Genomic DNA, 21,056 nt, shown 5'->3' with positions numbered 1-21,056 from the left:
CCCTACCAGTGATATGTCGATAGGGACTTTGTGTATTTAACGAAACAAATCTATAATCCTAGAAACATGCTCGATTTCCTCATATGGCACCTACACTGGACCTTCTGACGTTCACACCTTGGCACGTTCGGAATCGGTGGATGCTTCTGTTGCTCCGTTAATCCCATCACCATCACTAAGCAGTAAGGTAACTCATTGATTGCGTGCCGCAGCTATATGTAATTCATTCCTCACGTTCATATGATCCCACGACTCATAATTGTTCTCTTCGTTCTATCCAGTCCAGTATGGATTCCTTGCGGATCCGTCTGACGTTGCCAACTTTATAACTGGGGATCGGGTCATCTATGATCAGGCACCAATTGCGTGCCGTTTTGATACATACGCCTTGGCTTTCAGCGAGCTGTGCGATGGTTAATGATGCGGGATACCTGGACAATGACTCCGCTTTTTCTTTTCCTGCAGAGCCTCCAGGGATATTCATCTCTAAATCAAAGGTATCAATTTGATCTTTTACCTCATGTTCAGTATCTATAATGTCTGTTTGTTTGTGATTATACGCCCCATTACTAATAGCTCTTTCAACGGCAGTTACGAATAACTCATACATGAAATCCTGTGTTTCTTGGGAGAATTGTTTATTATGCAATGTTAACCCTCACATTCTACTTTGAGTCCAACCACATAACCTGAAATTAGTTCATATGATTACTTCTTTAGTCATCCCATTTTTTCGATAAGTGCGTTTTGATAATCTTCCAACCATTCGCGCTTAATCTTCCAGTACCCACCATCCTTATACGCCTTGATCTGCTTGGCGTATATCCGCCGTTTGAGTGTCACCTCACTGATTCCTAACCAGTAAGCCGTCTGCTTAAGGCTCATAATGTGCGGGATTTCCTGCATTGAAAGCAACTCCTTTCTTATTGTTTATTATTCAATTTTAACTCTCACAATCCATCTCATTTATACCATATTAAGGAGTATTAACAAAATTATAAAATATAATTCCCATATATCTCTAATGAATTGTTTTATATATAATTACAAGGGAGTGATGATAACGGAAGAATTGATATCAAATATAGATCCTCAAATATAAACAGGGGAGGGGGTGTTTTTATGGATGAAATAAAGAAAATGAAGGTTGTTAGTCAGGCGGTTGTAGACGAAAATGGAAAGTTACTTAGTGGTAAACCGAGTGACTTTCCAATCATAACTAATAGATGCAAAGCGTTAGCTCTTCTTTTGGAAACCGGACACGAATATAAAGTGGGATAGATTATCACTTTATTAAAAAAAGAAAAACAGCATGGCTCAAGAAATGATAGCCGATGGATTACACCGTTTCATTTATGAACACGGTGTATACCTTTTACTTGCAAAGAGTGAAAAATTCTAAATAGTCGAGGCGTGAATTTCAAGGTCTACTGAGCATTACGGACCCTCTGACTAAATCCAACTTTTAAACTTAACTAAGGAGAGATGTGGGATGCGAAAAGAAAAGCCGAAACTTAGGATTGGTTCTCATTTTATGATCATTAACGGAGAAAAAGTTGAAATCGACCCAAGTAAGACAGATCTTCCAGATCGTTGTAAGTTGGCTTGGGCTGAAATGATCACAGGGAACAAATACGAGTTAGTAGCTAAGGATGATACATCCATTGATGATAATCCACAGTGACTTAATTTAATTAAACGAAGTAGCTGCAGCGTACAAGCGAATAATCGTGGGAGGGATATATACACTTGAAGAGAAACGCCAAGGAACTACAAGAGCTACTACATGAACTTACAACTGATGCTATACAACTTGCAATTAGAGCTGGCACACTAGAAGCTCTTAGTTTGGAAAACGACAACCAACGGGATGAAACTAATAGCGATAGTAAATACACTAAGTTAAGTGAAGATAAAAGGAAACCCCTTTCACTGGAAGAATTGCCAGCCCATCTTACAGCAAAGAATATTCATGAATTCACCAATATCAGTCTTCGCAAAGTATACGAGCTCATGAACATGAATCCAGAGTATGGAGGGATACCGTCATTCAGAATCGGTAGTAAGTCGCTTCTTTCTGATCGAGATGAATTTCTTCAATGGTGGGATAAAGAGAAGGAAAAAGGTAGACGTGTTTGGCCTTCAAATTAACAGGTATCGATGCGGGGATTAAATAAGTTATATTTACGTATTTTCACCTGAATTACGCTTATTTGATAATCATTCAGTGGAAATTTAACGGCAGATTAACGGCAGACACTTTTTTGAACCAATATTTCCAACCTTATAAAAACAGAAAAACCCTTGATACACAAGGGTTCTCAGTGATGATCTGTACTGGATTCGAACCAGTGACCCCTACCCTGTCAAGATAGTGCTCTCCCGCTGAGCTAACAGATCTAAATGGTATATATTATGTCAGACACAATGACTATCATACCAGTAGCGGGAGTAGGTGTCAATATCATATTATGAAAGGTTCATAGTATGAAGTCGAAGGGATGCGTCTTATGTATTGAGCCATTGCTCAGTATATGTTTCATTCATCATCCCATTTACGGGAGTACCCCTTCTTGGTGACATAGTAGAAAGAGTAGATGAGGACGATGGTCATCACGACCACGACAGTAATGGTAACTCCCATACCCATGAAGATATTCGGCTCCTTTCGTGTTAGAATAAAGTCTTGCTAATTAATCAAACTATACAACAATTTAATTTTTTTGTATAATAATTCGATTAGAAAAGGATCATGAGGTATACGATCAGAGAGAGAGGTAAGGAAATGGCTGCTGAGATTATTCATGTTAACACAGAGGAACAATTACAGTATGGAATGGATATTCGAAAGAAGGTATTTGTGGAAGAACAGCAGGTACCACTAGATCTTGAAATGGATGAATATGATGCGATTAGTCCTCATGTGCATCACTTGTTAATACAAGATAATGAAGAATATGTGGCCACAGGTCGGATTATTTATTACGACGATGATACAGCGAAAATGCAACGCATTGCGGTAATAAAAGAATATCGTTCGAAGGGATTCGGTCGCGTGTTGTTGATCGCGATGGAGAAGTTGGCGGTGGAGCTAGGATTGCAATACGCGGTGCTGGATGCTCAATGTCAGGCTGAGCCCTTTTATGCAAAGCAAGGATATGAAGTGATCTCAAAGGAACCTTTCGATGATGCCGGAATATTACATGTTCGTATGAAGAAGAAGTTATAGTCCCGACGTGCATCAAACCATCACCTACTGGGAAGCATAGACGAAAGCCCTGAACACCATTAGAAAATCAATTAAAAGGAGCGATCGCTATGGAAACATCAGGCCGTGAACAATTTGTTGCTGTGCAGAAGAACGGGGATGGGGATCTGACCGCATTTCAGACTTCATCAGGTCGTGTATTGGCTTATGAACAAGCGCTGCAGGAAGTGAATGCAGGGACGATTGCTGGCGTTAATATATTTAAGGGGAAAGATGGAGGAATGTACATTCGAGGAGATGCGGATGGAGATCCATCTAACAACTTAGATCAACTACCTATTTTTGAATGATGCAAGACTGAAAGAGCCAGCTGTAGACTCCCGTAACGGAGCCGCAGCTGGCTTTCTTTTTTTAAAACTCGTAAATCAGATTTTGCTCTAAGAAGGTCATGCTACCTGTCTCATTAAGATAATGAACTTTCTCATCACTGTAATGCATTAAGTAGATTCTCTGTTGAATATCTTCAGATAGAGTTACAAGCTCTTGAAGGGTTGTGTGAACCTCTCCAGGACCTTGTAATTGGCACTCATGAAGGATCGTCTTACATCCGCGTGTTTGGACAAGGTGCAGAAGTAGTGAAGGATCGAAGGTCATGTCAGAGCTATAAAAGATGCTTTCATTAATATATATAGAGTAACTTGCTTTACCTGGGATATGTTTCGTTGGGATTAACTCTAGTATAATATGCTCGGTTATGTAATGAGGTTTCAGTGGTTGAAGCGGTCGTACATCAAAGATGTCCTCTAATGAAGTGATTTCCCCGGCTTGATAACATCCACCTTTTAAAGTATTCTCCCACAATGGTTCAACGAGATCATCTGAGATATAAAGAATCATCTTGCGCTTGTATATGTACTTCATTTGGAAAGCTAATTCTTCGAGTCCACCTACGTGATCTGCGTGAATATGGGTTATGAGTATTGCATCTATTTCATTAAAAGGTTTGCCCAAGTTGTGGAGTGCAAGCGGTGCTGTTATACCACAATCAATGAGAAGAGTGAACTGTTCATCATAGAGTAAGGCATTATTATTGTAATAGTTTTTGGCAAAAGCACTTCCAGTTCCGAGCATTTCTAACTGTAAACTCAAGATGATTACCTCCTTTCGTATCAGGTATCATTAATATATCATTCATTAGGTAGTGACGACAGCAGTAAATTTCATAGAGGATGTTCAAAAACTTATAAATCTAGAGTTCCCATTGGGTGGAATCCCCATACAATAAGGTATGGTTATACATCTGGAATGGGGTGTGATGATGGTTAAATCTAAAAGCAAGAAACCAGTTCAACCTAAAGGCGAAAAGGTAGTAAAGGAAATGAAACTTGTTACATCTCAAGTATGTGAAGTTTGTAAGACACCTTGTTCGGATGGAATACGATATAGAGAAAGAATGAGGATCCCTGGCGCATTAGGAAACGGTATTCCATGTATATTAACCAAATGGAGTAAATAAGGAAGTTCAAAAAGTCTACCCTTTTTGAACTCGCAGTAAATGGATATTAATAATAAGCATAACCTGCAGAAACCACTTCTGTAGGTTTTATTTAGTGGAAGGATCTCTTTGACCGCAACTTGCAGATTAGTTTAGTGTATATATGTATAGCATCACGAATGGAATAGGTTGGAGGGGGCGTTTTATTATGAGATGGAAAAAAATAATAGTCAGTACAATTGTCATGTCCCTCATGGGGGGCTCTTTGATGTTCGCTGATCCAGTCAACGAGAAGGTTCGTTTTTGGGTGAATGGGCAGGAAGTTCAAGATGGTGGTCTTATCTTAGAGGGACGTACGTACGTACCTATACGGGCGTTTGACGGCCATGTGAGTTGGAACCTTAATAATAATCAACTTAAAGTGATTAAGCCTAATGTGCATATCTTTCTATTTAAAGGAGATACGGTATTCGGCAACGTAAATAAAGGTAAACTGAAATTTAACGTATTCAGTCAAGTAGATAATTTAACTGAAAACATCGCATCAGTGAAGTTGGCAATAACGGACCCCTCTGGTAACACTAAGGATATTCAATCGCAGGATCTAAATAGTGATCAGAAGGATAACTTCTGGTTTCGAACAGATGATTTTACATATGATTTCAAAAGTGCAGGTAAGTACACTATCGGATTCTATATTAAATACTCTAAAAACTCAGAATATGAATTGGTTTCACAAAAAGTCATTACAGCCTTAAATTGATCGTTAAACTTGCGATATGTGACAGGTGAAATTGACCTGAAATGCCTTCCATGGTACGATACCAAAGTATAAAAATTCAAACTTGAAGTGAGGTGTTAAAATGAGCGATCAAAAACATGAACATGACGAAAATTGCAATCATGATCACGAGCATGATGAGGATGAGTTGGTCCTTACGTTGACGGATGAGAATGGTGTAGACGTGGAGATGGTTCTTGTAGAGACTTTCGACGTTGGTGAGAAAGTTTATGCTCTGTTACTCGAACGTGAGAATCCTGAAGCAGATGGTATTATCCTGCGCATGGAAGAAGAGAACGAGGAAATGGTTCTTTATAACATCGAGGATGAAGAAGAATGGAAGGCTGTAGAAGAAGTTTATAATGTGCTTGTTGCACAGCAAGAATAGATTACAATCTGTCCTTATATGAAGAAGCTCCGTACCAACTAGGTACAGAGCTTTTTTTGTGTTCTTATCTTTAGAATTTAGAAAATGGCGTCGGTCTCAACGATAACCTTAATATTGTGAATATAGCGGTCTTCCGGTCCTTTAACAGGCAAGCCTACTTCGATATGATCTATAATATAATCGATATTATCCTGAGAAATGACTTCACCTGGAAGTAGAATGGGGATTCCCGGTGGGTAGACATATATAAATTCGGCAATAATTCGGTCAGCAGACTCTTTAAATGGAATAACCTCAGTATCTCCATAGAAGGCTTCTCTCGGATTGATGGAGAGTAGCGGGATTTCTGGGATTTTGATGACCAGCTCATATGCTTGATTCTCCACATAATAGGTGTCAGATAGCTCACGCAAAGCAGATAGGAGAATCTCAATGGTATCTTCCTTATCCCCTGGTGTAACGAGACAAAGAATATTATACATATCACTTAATTCAACCTCAAGATTATAATGCTCGCGCAGCCAATTTTCTGTTTCATATCCGGTAATTCCAAGATGACGTACATGAATTGTTAGTTTGGTAGGATCGAGATCATGCGTAGCTTCGCCACCAAGAATCTCTTTGCCGAAGCAATATAGACCATCGATCATGTTGATCTCGCTTCGTGCATATTGTGCAAGTTCAATAGCTTTCTGTGCTATGGCATGTCCATTGAGAGCTAGATTACGTCTGGATGTATCTAGCGAAGATAGCAGAACATAAGATGTTGAAGTTGTTGTCAACATACTAAATATGGTCTGCGCACGCTGTGGATTTATTAAACCGTTCTTCACATTCAAATTTAGAACGGAGCTCTGAGTCATAGAACCACCTAGTTTATGAACACTAGTGGCAGACATATCGGCCCCGGCTTCCATAGCTGATGTAGGAAGATCTTCATGGAAATGGATCAATACACCGTGAGCTTCATCGACTAAAACAGGAACATTGCGACTGTGAGCCAGTTCAACAATCTCCTTTAAGTCGGCACATAATCCGAAATAGGTTGGATTGATAACTAAGACCGCTTTTGCATCAGGATGCCGATCAAGGGCTCTTTTAACAGAAGTTGTTGTAATTCCATGGTCAATCCCTAAATTCTCATCTCGAGCAGGGGAGACGAATACCGGTTTAGCTCCGGAAAAAACAATGGCTGACATGATTGATTTATGAATGTTTCTGGGGATAATAATCTTATCACCAGGCGAACAGGTGGATAGAATCATTGTCATAATAGCACCACTTGTACCTTGAACACTAAAATAGGTATAATCAGCTCCAAAGGCATCGGCTGCCAACGCTTGTGCTTCATCAATAACACCAGTAGGCTGATGTAGATCATCTAGCGGAGCAATATTGATTAAGTCTATGGAAAGGGCGTTATCCCCAATGAATTGTCGGAATTCTTCATCTGATCCTCGACCCTTTTTGTGTCCAGGTATATGAAATTGTACGGGGTTGCTAGCAGCATGGTTTTTCAATGCTGTAAAAAGCGGCGTTTTGCTGTGGTCCATGGAAATTTCACACCCTTTCGTAAATAAAATACAAGGATGAGTATAACAAATCGGGGGGGGAATGCAAGCTTTTGTTCAATGGAGTAGAAGTACGTAGAGAAGATATTATTTAGGGTGAAGGGAGTTACGATGACTGAATTTACTACGCCAGTTTCAAAGAGTGTTGCAAATAATCAATTGAGGTCCCCTTTTTTCGTGGAGCTTATGATCATTATATTTCTAGTCGAGTTTCTAAAGGGATCCCTACTGGTGACGCTTCTGCCCATATATATGAAGAACTCTTTAGGATTAACGGCTTGGAGTGTGGGAGTAGCGTTCTCATTGCAATACGTTGGTGATAATCTCTTTAGAAGTCCTTTTGGTTGGTTAGCAGAACGCTTGGGCTATCGTAAGACGATGTCAGGAGCACTATTGATGACCGTTGTTGCGGTGGTGATCATCGCCTTCACTTCTGCCCCAGTATGGATCGCTATTGCATGTTTAATTCTAGGGATCGGCACATCTCCACTATGGCCTTGTGCAATGACAGGTGCTACGGAAATATCGGGTCCCAATAATAGTAATGGTACTGCGATCGGGGCGCTAGAAACGGCTTCATTATTGGGAATAGGTGCGGGTCCCATTGTGATGAATTTTCTAATGCAACGGACAAACTCAAATTATCACACTTCTTTTTTAGTACTTATTGGCTGTGGTATCGTGCTTGTGCTAGTTGCATTGCTTCTCCCGGGTAAAGTTAAGAGTGTACAGCCACGCAGGGTGCTAGATGAGGTCATACATAAGAATGTAATCATACTAATGACCTCTAAGGTTAAACAATTGATCACCAGTGTTAAGAAGACAATGTATGAAGTGAAACATTCGCTAAAAGTAAGCTGGCTTGTCTATCCTGCATTGTTCCTACAGTCATTTGTTATTGGGATATTAACGCCTGTTATAACCTTGTATGTACAAAGTGAACTGGGGTACTCACCGAATATGTATAGTCTGCTGTTAATTGCTGGAGGAGGGATAACGGTAATTGCATTGATTCCTTGTGGCAAATTAATTGACCGTTTCGGAACGGCTCCATTTTTACATGGTGGATTTCTTCTTGCGGCGATATCCATCTTTTTATTCTCAATGGTACAATCTGTATTGCTTGTGTTCATAATGGTAGCGCTAATTGGGGTGAGTTATGCATTTATTTTGCCCGGATGGAATACCTATGTATCTCATTTAGTACCTAAGGGGGAACGCGGAGCGATTTGGGGGTTTTTCCTGACACTGCAAGGATCTGGTATGGTGGTAGGTCCACTGGTATCGGGTAGGATATGGGATGTTATGGGGCACGAAGCCCCGTTTATAGCAAGCAGCCTAGTGATGGCTACCTTGTTTGTTGTCCATTTATTGTTAACGCGTAAACCGCGGACAGGAACAACGGTGAGAGGATAGTTATTTCTTAAAAGAGCGAGTTGTGAAGACCCTCTAAAAAGACATTTTGTACAGCGGTAGTAGTTGTTCAAATGTAGTATGAATAAGGGCTAGAAGTTCCTCGCCGTTCTGAAGAATGGGATCATCATTATCAATGCGCAATCCGCACATGATTTCAGCTTTCTTTACGGTAGATAATTTGTGAGCCATAGCTTTCAGATCAGCACTTTTTACATCTGAATGAAGTGTTCCACTAGGATCCATATGATCCATGGACCAATAGAATTGTTGCGGGACTAGCTTATTAATGATCGTGGTTTGCGCTTGAAGCTTCTTGGCAAACTGCAATTTATTAGGGCTCTCATAGATCACGGCAAAGATAATAAAGAGATGGGATTCGAACATACCTACTTGAAAATGAGGTAATGCCTTATATCCCCGTTTACTAGTTCCCCATGCGACCCAAGTATCCTTTGGTGGATTGACCTTACGGCGTGCGTGCTTGGCTACATGTGGATAGATCTCTTCTCCACAGAGTGCAGATAGGAATGGGGCTATTTCTGTTCCGAGTAAATCTAATTTTGGACGAATATTTGCAATGAGTGCTTCCATACGTTGTTGTAGCCCTGGAACGTGAAAGACGTCGAAATCCTGCTTCGTAAATCCTGTGAACGACATGGTAATGCCTCCTGTATGCTTGTTTGAATTGGTATCAGAATAGTATAACACACCTTTTAAATGGAGGATCAAGGTGGATGGATCGCTCTTATTTACAGGGAAATGTTTAATGATGATTTATTAAGGGTAAAAATAGTCAATAAACCAAGTTACCATTACATAAGATAAAGTATAAAATATAGCATGGAGATGATCCTGTTGTGTAATTGCCAATTTAGGAGGGAGTGCCGTGAACAAAAGCTGTGAAGTTGAGTACTGTAATCTGGAGCTCCGATTCAATCGGCGACATATTCAAGATTTGATCAAAGATTTGATTCAAGAGGGCTATTCCCTTTATTGGAGTGAGAATGAGACACTATTTATTATTTCAGTTAGAACGGGACGGAAATTAGTTAAACTTCGGTTTTTGAAAACACGGAGCGGTTATAAAATGGTAGGAGATTATATTATTCGTGATGCTAAACTTTCCGATTGGATGGAGAAATTGATTGGAGACTCAAGAGGTCACGCGGTTGTAAAGCGATTTAAGGACAGACAGATTCTTATTGAAAATATATTGTTCGGGGAAGTGATCCGTTTGGTGGAAATATCCGGTTATGAACAGCGGGTACTGTACCAGAAGGGAACCTACTTTAGTGAACGAGAGATGAACGATATGTATTTTTCATTAGAAGGAGATCTACGTTTACAATTACGACGTATTGAAGTGGATGAAGAATTGGAGAAATTGTATGAAGCCATGAAGGAAAGTGATACGGTGAAGATGGAACTTTGCAAAGAGCGACTTCGAGAATTATGTCGGGAATTGTCGACTCTTGAATGGTAAACAAGTTTTTCGTCTACAATAAAAGAGTCATTTAGGAAACACACCTCGAACCTTTGAGGTGTTTTCTGTGTTAGGAATTAGCAGTAGGGGTTCACTTTTTGGCGTAAAAACGCTAATATATAGATTGAGTATTAATGTTTTATAATAACTAGAGCAAAGGATGAGAAACCAAATGGCAAAACAAGAAATAGGGGTCATTGGACTTGCTGTAATGGGTAAGAATTTAGCTCTTAACATTGAGAGTAGAGGTTTTTCAGTCTCTGTATACAATCGCTCTCCTGAAAAAACGCATGACCTTCTGAAAGAAGCTGTAGGTAAAAATTTGAGCGGTTCTTTTTCCGTTGAAGAATTCGTGGAGTCGCTTGAAGTACCACGCAAAATTCTTATTATGGTACAAGCAGGTAAAGCCACTGACGCAACGATTGAGCAGTTGCTGCCATTTCTAGATCAAGGCGACATCATCATCGATGGGGGTAATGCTTACTTCCCTGATACAGTACGCCGCAGTAAAGAACTCGAAGGTAAAGGCTTCCGTTTCATCGGAGCTGGTGTCTCCGGTGGAGAAGAAGGAGCATTAAAAGGTCCTTCTATCATGCCTGGTGGTCAAGAGAGTGCGTATCAATTAGTTGAGCCAATCTTAACAGCTATTTCAGCTAAAATAGATGGTGAGGCCTGCAGTACATATATTGGACCTGATGGTGCGGGACACTATGTCAAAATGGTGCATAACGGTATCGAGTATGGTGATATGCAACTCATTTGTGAAGCTTACCAGCTCTTGAAGGATGTTTTACATCTTGACGCTAAGGAATTACATGAAATTTTCACAGAATGGAATAAAGGGGAACTGGACAGTTATTTGATCGAAATTACTGCCGATATTTTCTCGAAGTATGATTCCGAGACTGGTAAGCCAATGGTTGATGTTATCCTTGACTCTGCTGGACAAAAAGGTACTGGTAAGTGGACAAGCCAAAGCTCCCTTGATCTTGGCGTACCTTTGTCAATGATTACTGAATCGGTATTCTCACGCTTCTTGTCTGCAATGAAAGAAGAACGTGTAGAAGCTAGCAAAATTCTGAACGGACCTACAACTGAACCTTTCCAAGGGGATAAAGCTGAGTTCATCGAAAATGTTCGTAAGGCTTTGTTTACGAGTAAAATCGTATCTTATGCTCAAGGTTTCGCGCAACTACGCGCTGCTTCTGATGAGTATGAGTGGAACTTGAAATATGGTGAACTTGCAAAAATTTGGCGCGGAGGCTGTATCATTCGTTCCCGATTCTTACAAAACATTACGGATGCATACGAGAACAATGCAGACTTGAAGAATTTGTTGCTTGATCCATTCTTTAAAGATATTTTGGAGAATTATCAAGGAGCTTGGCGTCAAACGATTTCTGCTGCAGTTACACAAGGAATTCCAGTACCTGGATTCGCAAGTGCACTTGCATACTACGACAGCTATCGCACAGAGAGATTGCCGGCGAATCTACTTCAGGCGCAACGTGATTACTTCGGCGCTCACACGTTCAACCGTGTGGACAAAGAAGGTAGCTTCCATTTTAACTGGATGACAGAATAGGGTTTACGGGAATCAGTCCATGCATGGCTTCCATAAGGCAGGAACGAATATTATCTTGTTCAAGATAACTTGTGCCAGGTCGCTTAAGAAGTAGTATGCTGACCTCTCCGAAGTATTGGAAATTACGAAGTAAACGTGGCTTAGGGAGTTCCAGCAGTGCTGGATCACCTTGAGCCACTTTTTGTTGAACATAATGAAGAACCCACATCATATCATCGCGACATAACATATGGCGGACATCACAGATTTCTTCAAGGCGTCTTAAGTTAGGGATTGAATGACTCTCAGAATGGTGCATGAATTCAACGCTCCTTTTAAAGCAGTCTATTTACAGCTCACTCTAGTATATGTAACTCTAGTAGAAATAGAATCTTCCTTGGGTAGTATGATTGTCGAAACTTTTAGGGCTGTGGTATGATATGAAACAACGAGTTAGTATGATTTCTTTAAGACCTAGATATGGGGTTGAATAAAGGGGTGAGAGTTTGAGTCAATCACAACATAATATTATTCTGATAGGAATGATGGGTACGGGCAAATCTACTGTAGGTAAATGGCTCGCACAACATCTTGAATATAATTTGGTTGATTTGGATGCTGCGCTGGAGGTCCAGGAGGGATGTAGCATTGCATCGATATTCACCAATCAGGGAGAAGCTTATTTCCGTCAGGCTGAGACAGGGATATTACAGAAGGTTCTTACATCTACGAAGCAGGTTATCGCTACAGGCGGTGGAGCTGTGTTAAATCAAGAGAATTGTGATTTAATGAGCCATGGTGGTTGGGTTGTTGCTTTGACTGCTGAAGCGGATGATATCGCTTCACGTGTTCAAGGGGATGGGCTGAGACCATTGCTAGCGGGAAATACAGAAGAGAGAATACGCAGTATTCTTGAAGAACGTAAGAATGCATACCTATTTGCTGATTACACAGTGAATACATCTTTATTTTCGGCGGAGCAAGTGGGTTCAATGATTTTAGCGAATTACCGCGTTTAAGAGTGTTTGCGGTAGGAGGTAACCTTGACTATATAACTACAAAGGAGTTATTGATGATGGATATTATTGTTAATCCTACACCTCAATTAAGAGGGAATATTGGGGCTTTGTCTTCCAAAAACTATACAACGCGTTATTTGCTTGTCGCTGCATTAGCAGAAGGTACGAGCACTATTTATTTCCCAGCACACAGTGAAGATAGCGATGCTATGAGACGCTGTATTCAGGATCTTGGGGCAACGCTGATTGAAGATGATGAGAAGGCTGTTATTACTGGCTTCGGTAAGCATCCAAAGGATGTTAAAGAATTGAATGTCGGCAATGCTGGCGCTGTTTTGCGATTCTTGATGGGAATTGCTGCGTTATGCCCAGAAGTTACGTTTGTGAATACATATCCAGATTCTTTGGGGAAAAGACCTCATGATGATCTGATCGAAGCACTAGGCCAATTGGGCGTCGAGGTTGATCATAATGACGGTAGATTACCAATAACCATTCGTGGGGGCAAGCCCCAGGGCGGTAAAATCAAGGTGTCTGGCGAGGTAAGTTCACAATATTTGAGCGCTCTTCTATTTCTGACACCATTGCTAGATCAGGATAGTGAGATTGAAGTTCTAGGAGATTTGAAATCGAAGGTTGTAGTGGGTCAGACACTTGAAGTTCTTGAACAGGCTGGAATCGTTATTCATGCGCGTGAGGATTATATGGTTTTTCAAGTGCCAGGTAGACAAAACTACCAGGCGAAGGAGTACAAAGTACAAGGTGATTATCCGGGTTCAGCAGCCATACTGGCCGCAGCTGCTGTTACGCAGTCTGATGTCATTGTAGAACGATTGTCTGTCTCAAGTAAGCAGGGTGAACGTGCTATTGTCGACGTATTGAAGATGATGGAGGTCCCTCTTACACATGAGAATGATATTGTCCACGTTAAGGGGAATGGTAGATTGAAGGCGATAGAATTTGATGGTGATGCAGCTACGGATGCTGTGCTTGCTATGGTTGCAGCTGCCGTATTTGCTGAGGGGACATCGCGATTCTATAATATAGAGAATTTAAGGTATAAAGAGTGTGATCGAATCACAGACTATTTGACAGAACTTCGTAAAGCAGGTGCGAATGTAGAAGAGAGACAGTCAGAGATCATTGTCCATGGACGCCCGGAAGGCGTTGAAGGTGGTGTGGAGATTAATGCACACTACGATCATCGTGTGATTATGGCCTTGAGTATACTTGGATTGAGATCTGTGCAACCGATCCGAATTAAAGATGCTCATCATGTTGCTAAGTCTTATCCGCAGTATTTCGACCATTTACAAGCACTTGGTGCACAAGTGGAATGGGTTCAATAATATTTATATAATCAATCCTATACTTTAGGAAATGGGGTGCCATGATGTCTTTCAGTAATCCAACGCGCGAAGAAATTAAGGATATTTTGAAGCAAGCTGGTAATATTGCCGTAGTGGGTCTATCTGATAAGAGTGACCGCACTTCCTATATGGTTGCCTATGCTATGCAAAAGAGGGGCTATCGTATTATTCCTGTTAATCCTACTGCTAGTGGGACAGAGATTTTAGGTGAAACATGTTATGCATCGCTTCAAGATATTCCCGAACCGATAGATATTGTGAATGTATTTCGTCGTGCTGAGTACTGTGCAGAGGTAGCACGTGAAGCTGTAGCTATTGGGGCCAATGTATTGTGGCTACAACAGGGAATTGTTAGCGATGAAGCTGCGGAGATTGCTAAAGAGCGTGGGTTAACTGTTATTATGGATCGATGTATCAAAGTTGAGGATGCTAATTTGCTAGTTAAGGATTCCGAATAGGAATAAAGAAGACCCTTTTGGGTCTTTTTTTTGTTTTTGACAAAATGTCTGTCAGGGCGTACCATTTAATGTACATAGGATCAACAATGAATGAAGCTTCATTCGTTGTTGATCGTGTGGAGAAGGGGGAGTGTCACCTTGAATTGGTTGGGATCTTTACAACAGCTCGGAAGAGCGGTCATGCTCCCTACAATGGTGTTGCCTGCTGCGGCTATTCTGTTAAGCGTAGGTAGTTTACCTTGGGCAGCGTGGGGACTTCCAGCCATAGCTGAAGTTAGTACATGGGCAGGCCAAGGGATATTCTTCTTCTTGCCTTATTTATTTGCGGTAGGAGTAGCGTTGGGGCTTGCTAACCAAGGAGGGCCAGCGGGGCTTGCTGCGTTATCTGGCATGTTTATTTACGACCAGATTACAAGACATATGGGCGATGGAAAGATACAGCCAACTATTTTAATCGGAATTATCTTCGGTATGATCGCAGGCGTACTATACAATCGATTTAAACTTATGAAGCTTCCAGAAATTTTACAGTTCTTTGGTGGAACACGATTTGTGTTTCTGAGTATGGGGTTGTTCTCAGCTATATTCTCGTGGTTTATGGTTGGAATAGCACCACTTTTACAGCGAGGTCTGGACGAACTGACTCTCATGGTTACACATTTAGGTGGGTTTGGGCTCTTCATATATGGGATGCTATATCGCATTCTTACTGCCTTTGGTCTGCATCACCTACTAAACAATGTGTTCTGGTTCCAGATTGGAAACTATACCACGCCGCAAGGAAATATCGTGCAAGGTGATTTACCACGTTATTTCGCAGGTGATCCCACGGCTGGAACGTTCATGGCGGGATTATTTCCAATCATGATGTTTGCTCTGCCGGGTATTGCTCTGGCAATTATTCATGAAGCACGTGAGGACCTTAAACCCAAGATTAAGAAGATATTTCTAACAGCCGCATTGGTCTGTTTCTTCACAGGGGTGTCTGAACAGATTGAGTTTGCCTTCTTATTTGTGGCTCCTTATATGTATATTATTCATGTTGTATTGTCCGGAATCGCGATGTGGATTACATATGCCTTAGGAATTCATCATGGATTTTCATATTCTGCTGGGGCTATTGATTACGTACTCAATCTTCATTTATCACAGAATGCCTGGATGATCATTCCTATTGGAATAGTGTATGGGGTCATCTATTACGTGCTGTTCCGATGGGCAATTCATAGATTTCAAATCCCAACACCAGGACGTGAAGAGGGATCGACACTAGAAGATTGGGCAGGGAATATCCCCTACCAAGCTCCGCTCATACTGGAAGCCCTCGGAGGTAAGGAGAACATTGTACAGGTAGAATCTTGTATTACCCGCCTGCGACTTACCGTTAAGAATGACAGGCTAATTGATGGTAATGCCCTTAAGTTACTTGGTTCTGCAGGATTGATCAAGCTAGGCGGTGGCAATGTCCAGGTTGTCTTTGGCACGTATTCAGAATTGATTCGTGAGGAAGTTAATAAGTTGATGCAGAGAGATTTGCCTCAAGTACTATTTAGTGCTCCGGTTCAGGGACGTATGTTGCCGATTGAGGATGTGCCGGATCATATATTTGCTACTAAGTTGGTCGGGGATGGCGTGGCATTTATGCCCGAGCGAGATGAATTGGTTTCCCCAGTCTATGGAACGATCATTCATCTGTATCCTACGATGCACGCGATTGGAATTTCGACACCAGAAGGTCTTGAGGTACTTCTTCATATAGGGATAGATACATCCCAGCTCAAAGGTGGACACTTTGAAGCTGTCGTCAAAGAAGGGGATTCTGTTGTTCCGGGTCAGTTACTCATTAAGTTTGATTTGGCGTATATCCGTAAGCATGCCAAATCATTGGCGACTCCGATGGTGATTACCAATCCTGAACGAGTTAAGTCATGGAGCTTTGCTCCTTTCAAAGCCGTAAAAAAAGGGCAGGCATCTGTGATGTCTGTTGTGTTATACGACAGGAATGTTGGAGGGTTTGAGTCATGATACAAGGTATTGGAGCGGCTTCTGGAGTCGCTATTGGTAAAGCTTTTGTTCTTCCTAGTTGGGAGTGGGATCTACCTGAATCCAGAATGGATACCATTGATTTGGCAAAGGAATTCGAACGATTGTACGAAGGGATTCGCACCTCAAGAAGTGAAATTGAGATCATCAGAGATGAATTCAAAGAGGTGGTAGGTGAAGAGGAGTCCAATATTTTCGATGCTCATCTTGCGATACTAGAGGATCCAATCTTTATGAATGAAATCCAAGGGATCATTGAACGCCAATACAAAGCGGCTGAAGTTGCTGTGAAAGAGGCTATTGACCATTTCGTAACGATGTTCGATCTGCTGGATGATGAATATATGAAAGAACGGGCTTTGGACATTAAGGATGTTGGGAATCGATTGTTAAAGCATCTACTTGGGGCACCGGAGATAACACTTCCTGAAGATACCCAACCTTATATTCTGGTTGCTAAGGAACTATCTCCGTCCCAGCTAGTGCATCTAAATCCTTCTCATGTGTTAGGGATAGCTACCTTAGTTGGCGGGAAGACATCTCACTCTGTTATTATGTCGCGGGCTTTGGGGATTCCGTTTGTATCTGGATTGGAGAATAGTTTAAAGACGCCAATTCAGACTGGGGATATGATGATAATAGATGGAGACGAAGGTCATGTTTTCATAGATCCGAATGAATCAACGATCATCCATTATTCAAGCCGACGAGTGAAGCAAAAGAAGAAGAAGGAGCAGCTTGAACTCTTGGCATCTGTAGAAGCGGTGACTAAAGATGGTGTTCAGCTGAATCTATCTTCCAATATTAGTTCTGTCAAAGAAATGGACACTGCACTGAAATATGGTGCAGTGGGGGTAGGGCTTTTTCGAACAGAATTCATATATATGAATCGAGATACATTTCCAAGTGAGAATGAGCAATTTGAGGTATATCGTCATGTAGCAGAATCCATGGGCAATGGATCCGTTGTTATACGTACATTGGATATTGGAGGGGACAAGCATTTGGATTACTTCCCTCTTCCGGAAGAGGATAATCCATACCTCGGATACCGAGCTATTCGGATTAGTCTAGACCGGAAGGAGTTGTTCAAAACCCAACTAAGAGCGATATTACGATCTAGTCATTACGGAAAAGTGAAGATTATGTATCCTATGATTTCTTCGGTAGAAGAAGTGAGACAAGCTAATGAAATTCTCCGTGAAGCGATGAAAGAATTAGACGAACGAGGAATCTCCTACAATCATGATATTCAAGTTGGGATTATGATTGAAGTGCCAGCAGCGGTTGCGATTGCTGACTTACTGGCCGAAGAAAGTGACTTCTTTAGTATTGGTACGAATGATCTTGTACAATATGTACTTGCTGTTGACCGAATGAATGAGCAGATCGCTCATATGTACCATCCGTATCATCCAGCTATACTTCGCATGCTTCGATCGACCGTTGAAGCGGCAAGAAATGCAGGTATCCCAGTTAGTGTCTGTGGTGAAATGGCAGGGGACGAGCGTTCTATTCCTTTGTGGATAGAATTAGGGGTGCATGAACTTAGCATGTCTCCAGAATCATTACTTAGGATCAAGCATCGTCTTCTGAATACATCTGCTGAAGAAGATAAGGAAGTAGCAAGAGAATGTCTTCAGCTACGTACGAGTACAGAAATCGAAAAATTGTTGAATGATTATCATGATGCTCACAGAAGTAGTATCTCTATTGCTGTAGATTAGTGACTTCATATAAATTAAAAACACCCGCTTTCTTTTTGTCCCATTGGGATTGAAGGAAGCGGGTGTTTTTAGTTCGGTTATTTGTCTGCTAAAGCGTCACAAAAGGCTTTACCGTACGGTGGAAGATCGGGAGGTCTACGAGCAGAAATAATGTGTCCATCCACGACAACAGCTTCATCTTTCCAAATGGCACCTGCATTCTCCATATCGTCTCGTATTCCTGGAGTTGAAGTTACAGTAACGCCATTCAGAATGCGCGCGGACACGAGCACCCAGCCTGCATGGCAGATCTGTCCAATGGGTTTGCGATCGTTGTTCATGTCACGAATAAGCTCTATTACTTTACTATAACGACGGAGTTTATCAGGAGCCCATCCTCCTGGTACAAGAATACCATCATAATCTTGACTATTTACTTCTTCAAAGGAGTAATCACTTTTTGCTGGAACGCCATATTTACCGATGTATGTTATTCCTTTTTCTTCTCCTACAAGGTGAACCTCAGCTCCCTCCTCGCGTAATCGGTAGATCGGATACCATAACTCTAAATCTTCAAAGTCTTCGCTCACAAGCGCTATTACCTTTTTGCCGGAAAGTCTCATTGTTGTATCGCTCCTATTCTGATTTGGACGTATATCTTTGAACGCGTACTATTTCATTCTAACAAAAGGATTGTCTTTAGTCACAATTTAGAAATCCATTATACAGAGTTAGAGGTAATTTAAAATAAACCCATAAATGAGAAGGATTTACTCCAAACAAAGTCGAATAGGGTTAAAATCATTCTATTTATTTACGTATGTCTAAATATATATTGTTACGATGAGGTGTTAATGGTGAAGATACAATGTAAGTGTGGTCAATTGATGCGACTAGAGCTGCGTACCATTCAAGTCGCAGGAGAAATACAAATCCTACATGTACCTATGAGAGCTTGTGAAGCATGTTCGACGTATCGTCTATTGGGATCAGTAAAGCCCATATTGACGGATTATCTGAAGAATATTGAGACCTCACCGCGCAAGAAACGGATCTCCTTCACGAAAATTAACGAGTCATCACAGGTTATCTACGAAGTGTTTTTACAAGAAGAGAGCGATTCTTGTGAGGAACTCGAACTTGCAGTAAGAGAGGCAATAAATGAACGGATCAATCTATTACTTGATCTATTTGGGTATGCTAAAGGAGTAGAGGACATGATTTGGGTTGATCATATTAGACAAAGATTACGACAGCTTTCAAACCTATTAGCAGAATTGGACCGAGAGAATCACTATTCTCACGAAAAAGGGTAGTTCTGTGTAGTTTATTGGCTTTTTCCGTCATTTTTTGTTACGATATTAATGAGTATTTATATCTAGAGAAGTTTACATCTCGTATTGTTATATATAATTCAGAATTTACAATAGGTTATGAAGCGTTAACATTGCGTAAAGTAGGAATTTGTCGTAATATTAAGCTTATTGGGTTGATCGAATGAAAATTTATTTGTAATGGAGAGAAAGAATTTGACAGTAACCATTTATGATGTTGCGCGTGAGGCTGGCGTATCTATGGCTACGGTATCTAGGGTTGTGAATAACAATCCCAACGTCAAGCCACAGACCCGTAAGAAAGTATATGAGGCAATTGAGCTCTTAGGATATCGTCCCAATGCTGTTGCGAGAGGTCTGGCTAGTAAGAAGACTACAACGGTTGGTGTTGTAATTCCTGACATTTCTAATTCAATATTCGCTGAAATTGCTCGGGGCATAGAGGATATTGCAAACATGTACCATTACAATATTATTCTATGTAACGCTGACAAGAAGAAAGAAAAGGAAATTCGAGTTATTAATACATTACTTGAGAAACAAGTGGATGGATTGTTGTTCATGGGCGGAACTGTAACAGAAGAACACATTCAAGCATTCCAGACTTCTTCAGTTCCGGTTGTGCTCTGTGCAACTAGTGATGTGAACAACAATTATCCATCGGTTGACATCGACCATGAAGCTGCTGCTTTCGATGCAGTGAATACGCTGATTCGGCATGGGCATCGTGAGATTGCTATGATCAGCGGTACACTTCAAGATCCAGCAAATGGTTATTCACGTTTCCAAGGATATAAGAAAGCATTGGAAGCGGCAGGAATTGAATATCGGGAAGACTGGGTTCGTATTGGTAATTATCGCTATGAATCCGGAGTAGAGGCAATGAAATATTTCCTTGATCTGAGAAAAAAACCGACGGCTATCTTCTCTGCAACAGATGAAATGGCGATAGGTGCGATTCATAGTATTCAGGATGCAGGGCTTAGAGTGCCGGATGATATCTCCATTATTAGTGTGGACAATATTCGTATGGCATCTATGGTTCGGCCATTACTCACAACAGTAGCCCAACCGATGTATGATTTGGGAGCAGTAGCTATGCGACTCTTAACGAAATATATGAAGAAAGAGAACGTCGAGAATCCGCGGGTTATTTTACCGCATGAGACCATTCTTCGCCTTTCTGTTAGAGCTGTGAAAGAAGATTAATACATTGTGAA

At 41.1% G+C, this 21,056-nt stretch carries 24 protein-coding genes and 1 tRNA gene; 17 read left to right on the top strand and 8 right to left on the bottom strand.

Translation table 11 applies throughout. The features are described 5' to 3' along the window. Positions 1 to 253 precede the first annotated feature (253 nt). Together ACP8HI_RS13470 and ACP8HI_RS13465 are read right to left on the bottom strand one after the other, a co-directional pair. Entirely contained in the window at positions 254 to 649 is a 396-nt protein-coding gene (locus ACP8HI_RS13470; protein WP_438351555.1) for a helix-turn-helix domain-containing protein, read from the bottom strand. A gap of 71 nt (positions 650 to 720) precedes the next feature. Then, positions 721 to 906, bottom strand: a complete 186-nt coding sequence (locus tag ACP8HI_RS13465) for a helix-turn-helix domain-containing protein (protein WP_438351554.1) — start codon at positions 904 to 906, stop codon at positions 721 to 723. Positions 907 to 1,122: 216 nt separating this feature from the next. Here ACP8HI_RS13465 and ACP8HI_RS13460 point away from each other — a divergent pair, with 216 nt between their 5' ends. The 3 genes from ACP8HI_RS13460 to ACP8HI_RS13450 all read left to right on the top strand — a co-directional run bounded on the left by ACP8HI_RS13460 (position 1,123) and on the right by ACP8HI_RS13450 (position 2,151). Continuing rightward, entirely contained in the window at positions 1,123 to 1,281 is a 159-nt protein-coding gene (locus ACP8HI_RS13460; protein WP_438351553.1) for a hypothetical protein, read from the top strand. 211 nt (positions 1,282 to 1,492) lie between these two features. Next, positions 1,493 to 1,684 (top strand): hypothetical protein, encoded by a 192-nt coding sequence (locus tag ACP8HI_RS13455; protein ID WP_438351552.1) that lies wholly within the window; start codon positions 1,493 to 1,495, stop codon positions 1,682 to 1,684. A gap of 65 nt (positions 1,685 to 1,749) precedes the next feature. Continuing rightward, a complete protein-coding gene (locus tag ACP8HI_RS13450; RefSeq protein WP_438351551.1) occupies positions 1,750 to 2,151 on the top strand; it encodes a hypothetical protein in 402 nt (133 codons plus the stop codon). Positions 2,152 to 2,328: 177 nt separating this feature from the next. Here ACP8HI_RS13450 and ACP8HI_RS13445 read toward each other — a convergent pair. Continuing rightward, a tRNA-Val gene (locus tag ACP8HI_RS13445) sits at positions 2,329 to 2,400 on the bottom strand. A gap of 385 nt (positions 2,401 to 2,785) precedes the next feature. Between ACP8HI_RS13445 and ACP8HI_RS13440 the strand changes: the two genes are divergently transcribed. Together ACP8HI_RS13440 and ACP8HI_RS13435 are read left to right on the top strand one after the other, a co-directional pair. Continuing rightward, positions 2,786 to 3,229: a GNAT family N-acetyltransferase gene (locus ACP8HI_RS13440; RefSeq protein ID WP_438351822.1), complete on the top strand. Its 444-nt coding sequence runs from the start codon at positions 2,786 to 2,788 to the stop codon at positions 3,227 to 3,229. A gap of 89 nt (positions 3,230 to 3,318) precedes the next feature. Next, a complete protein-coding gene (locus tag ACP8HI_RS13435) occupies positions 3,319 to 3,558 on the top strand; it encodes a DUF3892 domain-containing protein (RefSeq protein WP_438351550.1) in 240 nt (79 codons plus the stop codon). Between the two features lie 61 nt (positions 3,559 to 3,619). Here the strand turns inward: ACP8HI_RS13435 and ACP8HI_RS13430 are convergent, their stop codons facing one another. Further along, a complete protein-coding gene (locus tag ACP8HI_RS13430; protein WP_438351549.1) occupies positions 3,620 to 4,357 on the bottom strand; it encodes an MBL fold metallo-hydrolase in 738 nt (245 codons plus the stop codon). Positions 4,358 to 4,911: 554 nt separating this feature from the next. Here ACP8HI_RS13430 and ACP8HI_RS13425 point away from each other — a divergent pair. Both ACP8HI_RS13425 and ACP8HI_RS13420 read left to right on the top strand, forming a co-directional pair. Next, positions 4,912 to 5,466: a copper amine oxidase gene (locus ACP8HI_RS13425; RefSeq protein WP_438351548.1), complete on the top strand. Its 555-nt coding sequence runs from the start codon at positions 4,912 to 4,914 to the stop codon at positions 5,464 to 5,466. Between the two features lie 100 nt (positions 5,467 to 5,566). Further along, complete coding sequence (locus ACP8HI_RS13420; RefSeq protein ID WP_438351547.1) at positions 5,567 to 5,872, top strand: DUF1292 domain-containing protein; 306 nt, start codon at positions 5,567 to 5,569, stop codon at positions 5,870 to 5,872. 77 nt (positions 5,873 to 5,949) lie between these two features. Here the strand turns inward: ACP8HI_RS13420 and ACP8HI_RS13415 are convergent, their stop codons facing one another. Next, positions 5,950 to 7,425, bottom strand: coding sequence for an aminotransferase class I/II-fold pyridoxal phosphate-dependent enzyme (locus tag ACP8HI_RS13415; protein WP_438351546.1), 1,476 nt, complete (start codon positions 7,423 to 7,425; stop codon positions 5,950 to 5,952). A 129-nt stretch (positions 7,426 to 7,554) separates the two neighbouring features. On the opposite strand from ACP8HI_RS13415, the gene ACP8HI_RS13410 reads away from it, so the two are divergent. Further along, positions 7,555 to 8,859: an MFS transporter gene (locus ACP8HI_RS13410; RefSeq protein ID WP_438351545.1), complete on the top strand. Its 1,305-nt coding sequence runs from the start codon at positions 7,555 to 7,557 to the stop codon at positions 8,857 to 8,859. Positions 8,860 to 8,892: 33 nt separating this feature from the next. Here the strand turns inward: ACP8HI_RS13410 and ACP8HI_RS13405 are convergent, their stop codons facing one another. Continuing rightward, positions 8,893 to 9,516: a YktB family protein gene (locus ACP8HI_RS13405; RefSeq protein ID WP_438351544.1), complete on the bottom strand. Its 624-nt coding sequence runs from the start codon at positions 9,514 to 9,516 to the stop codon at positions 8,893 to 8,895. Between the two features lie 229 nt (positions 9,517 to 9,745). Here ACP8HI_RS13405 and ACP8HI_RS13400 point away from each other — a divergent pair, with 229 nt between their 5' ends. Beyond that, complete coding sequence (locus ACP8HI_RS13400; protein ID WP_438351543.1) at positions 9,746 to 10,342, top strand: hypothetical protein; 597 nt, start codon at positions 9,746 to 9,748, stop codon at positions 10,340 to 10,342. A gap of 172 nt (positions 10,343 to 10,514) precedes the next feature. Continuing rightward, positions 10,515 to 11,927, top strand: coding sequence for an NADP-dependent phosphogluconate dehydrogenase (gene gndA, locus ACP8HI_RS13395; protein WP_438351542.1), 1,413 nt, complete (start codon positions 10,515 to 10,517; stop codon positions 11,925 to 11,927). On the opposite strand, the gene ACP8HI_RS13390 is transcribed toward gndA, so the two are convergent. Further along, the gene (locus ACP8HI_RS13390) at positions 11,908 to 12,225 is read right to left on the bottom strand and encodes a hypothetical protein (RefSeq protein ID WP_438351541.1); all 318 of its coding nucleotides are present in this window, start codon (positions 12,223 to 12,225) and stop codon (positions 11,908 to 11,910) included. The two genes, gndA and ACP8HI_RS13390, sit on opposite strands and share 20 nt — an antisense overlap. Positions 12,226 to 12,412: 187 nt before the next feature. On the opposite strand from ACP8HI_RS13390, the gene ACP8HI_RS13385 reads away from it, so the two are divergent. The 5 genes from ACP8HI_RS13385 (at position 12,413) to ptsP (ending at position 18,523) form a co-directional block, all read left to right on the top strand. After that, the gene (locus tag ACP8HI_RS13385; RefSeq protein ID WP_438351540.1) at positions 12,413 to 12,925 is read left to right on the top strand and encodes a shikimate kinase; all 513 of its coding nucleotides are present in this window, start codon (positions 12,413 to 12,415) and stop codon (positions 12,923 to 12,925) included. Positions 12,926 to 12,981: 56 nt separating this feature from the next. Continuing rightward, positions 12,982 to 14,274 carry a 3-phosphoshikimate 1-carboxyvinyltransferase gene (gene aroA / locus ACP8HI_RS13380; RefSeq protein WP_438351821.1) on the top strand — a complete coding sequence of 431 codons (1,293 nt, stop codon included), beginning with the start codon at positions 12,982 to 12,984 and terminating at the stop codon, positions 14,272 to 14,274. Between the two features lie 44 nt (positions 14,275 to 14,318). Continuing rightward, the gene (locus ACP8HI_RS13375; protein ID WP_438351820.1) at positions 14,319 to 14,753 is read left to right on the top strand and encodes a CoA-binding protein; all 435 of its coding nucleotides are present in this window, start codon (positions 14,319 to 14,321) and stop codon (positions 14,751 to 14,753) included. A 138-nt stretch (positions 14,754 to 14,891) separates the two neighbouring features. Further along, the gene (locus ACP8HI_RS13370; protein ID WP_438351539.1) at positions 14,892 to 16,778 is read left to right on the top strand and encodes a glucose PTS transporter subunit IIA; all 1,887 of its coding nucleotides are present in this window, start codon (positions 14,892 to 14,894) and stop codon (positions 16,776 to 16,778) included. Then, positions 16,775 to 18,523: a phosphoenolpyruvate--protein phosphotransferase gene (gene ptsP, locus ACP8HI_RS13365; RefSeq protein WP_438351538.1), complete on the top strand. Its 1,749-nt coding sequence runs from the start codon at positions 16,775 to 16,777 to the stop codon at positions 18,521 to 18,523. The genes ACP8HI_RS13370 and ptsP overlap by 4 nt, the downstream gene beginning before the upstream one ends. Before the next feature lie 77 nt (positions 18,524 to 18,600). On the opposite strand, the gene ACP8HI_RS13360 is transcribed toward ptsP, so the two are convergent. Next, positions 18,601 to 19,125, bottom strand: coding sequence for a type 1 glutamine amidotransferase domain-containing protein (locus ACP8HI_RS13360; RefSeq protein ID WP_438351537.1), 525 nt, complete (start codon positions 19,123 to 19,125; stop codon positions 18,601 to 18,603). A gap of 231 nt (positions 19,126 to 19,356) precedes the next feature. Here ACP8HI_RS13360 and ACP8HI_RS13355 point away from each other — a divergent pair, with 231 nt between their 5' ends. Together ACP8HI_RS13355 and ccpA are read left to right on the top strand one after the other, a co-directional pair. Beyond that, on the top strand, positions 19,357 to 19,818 hold the full coding sequence (locus tag ACP8HI_RS13355; RefSeq protein ID WP_438351536.1) for a hypothetical protein: 462 nt from the start codon (positions 19,357 to 19,359) through the stop codon (positions 19,816 to 19,818). A gap of 213 nt (positions 19,819 to 20,031) precedes the next feature. Next, positions 20,032 to 21,045, top strand: coding sequence for a catabolite control protein A (gene ccpA / locus ACP8HI_RS13350; RefSeq protein ID WP_438351819.1), 1,014 nt, complete (start codon positions 20,032 to 20,034; stop codon positions 21,043 to 21,045). The last annotated feature ends 11 nt before the right edge of the window (positions 21,046 to 21,056 follow it).

Origin of the sequence: Paenibacillus sp. FA6 (assembly GCF_051550225.1) — a bacterium.
GTDB lineage: Bacteria > Bacillota > Bacilli > Paenibacillales > Paenibacillaceae > Paenibacillus_AQ.
The sequence above is the reverse complement of the archived record's forward strand: the minus strand, read 5'-3'. Positions and strand labels throughout refer to the sequence as shown.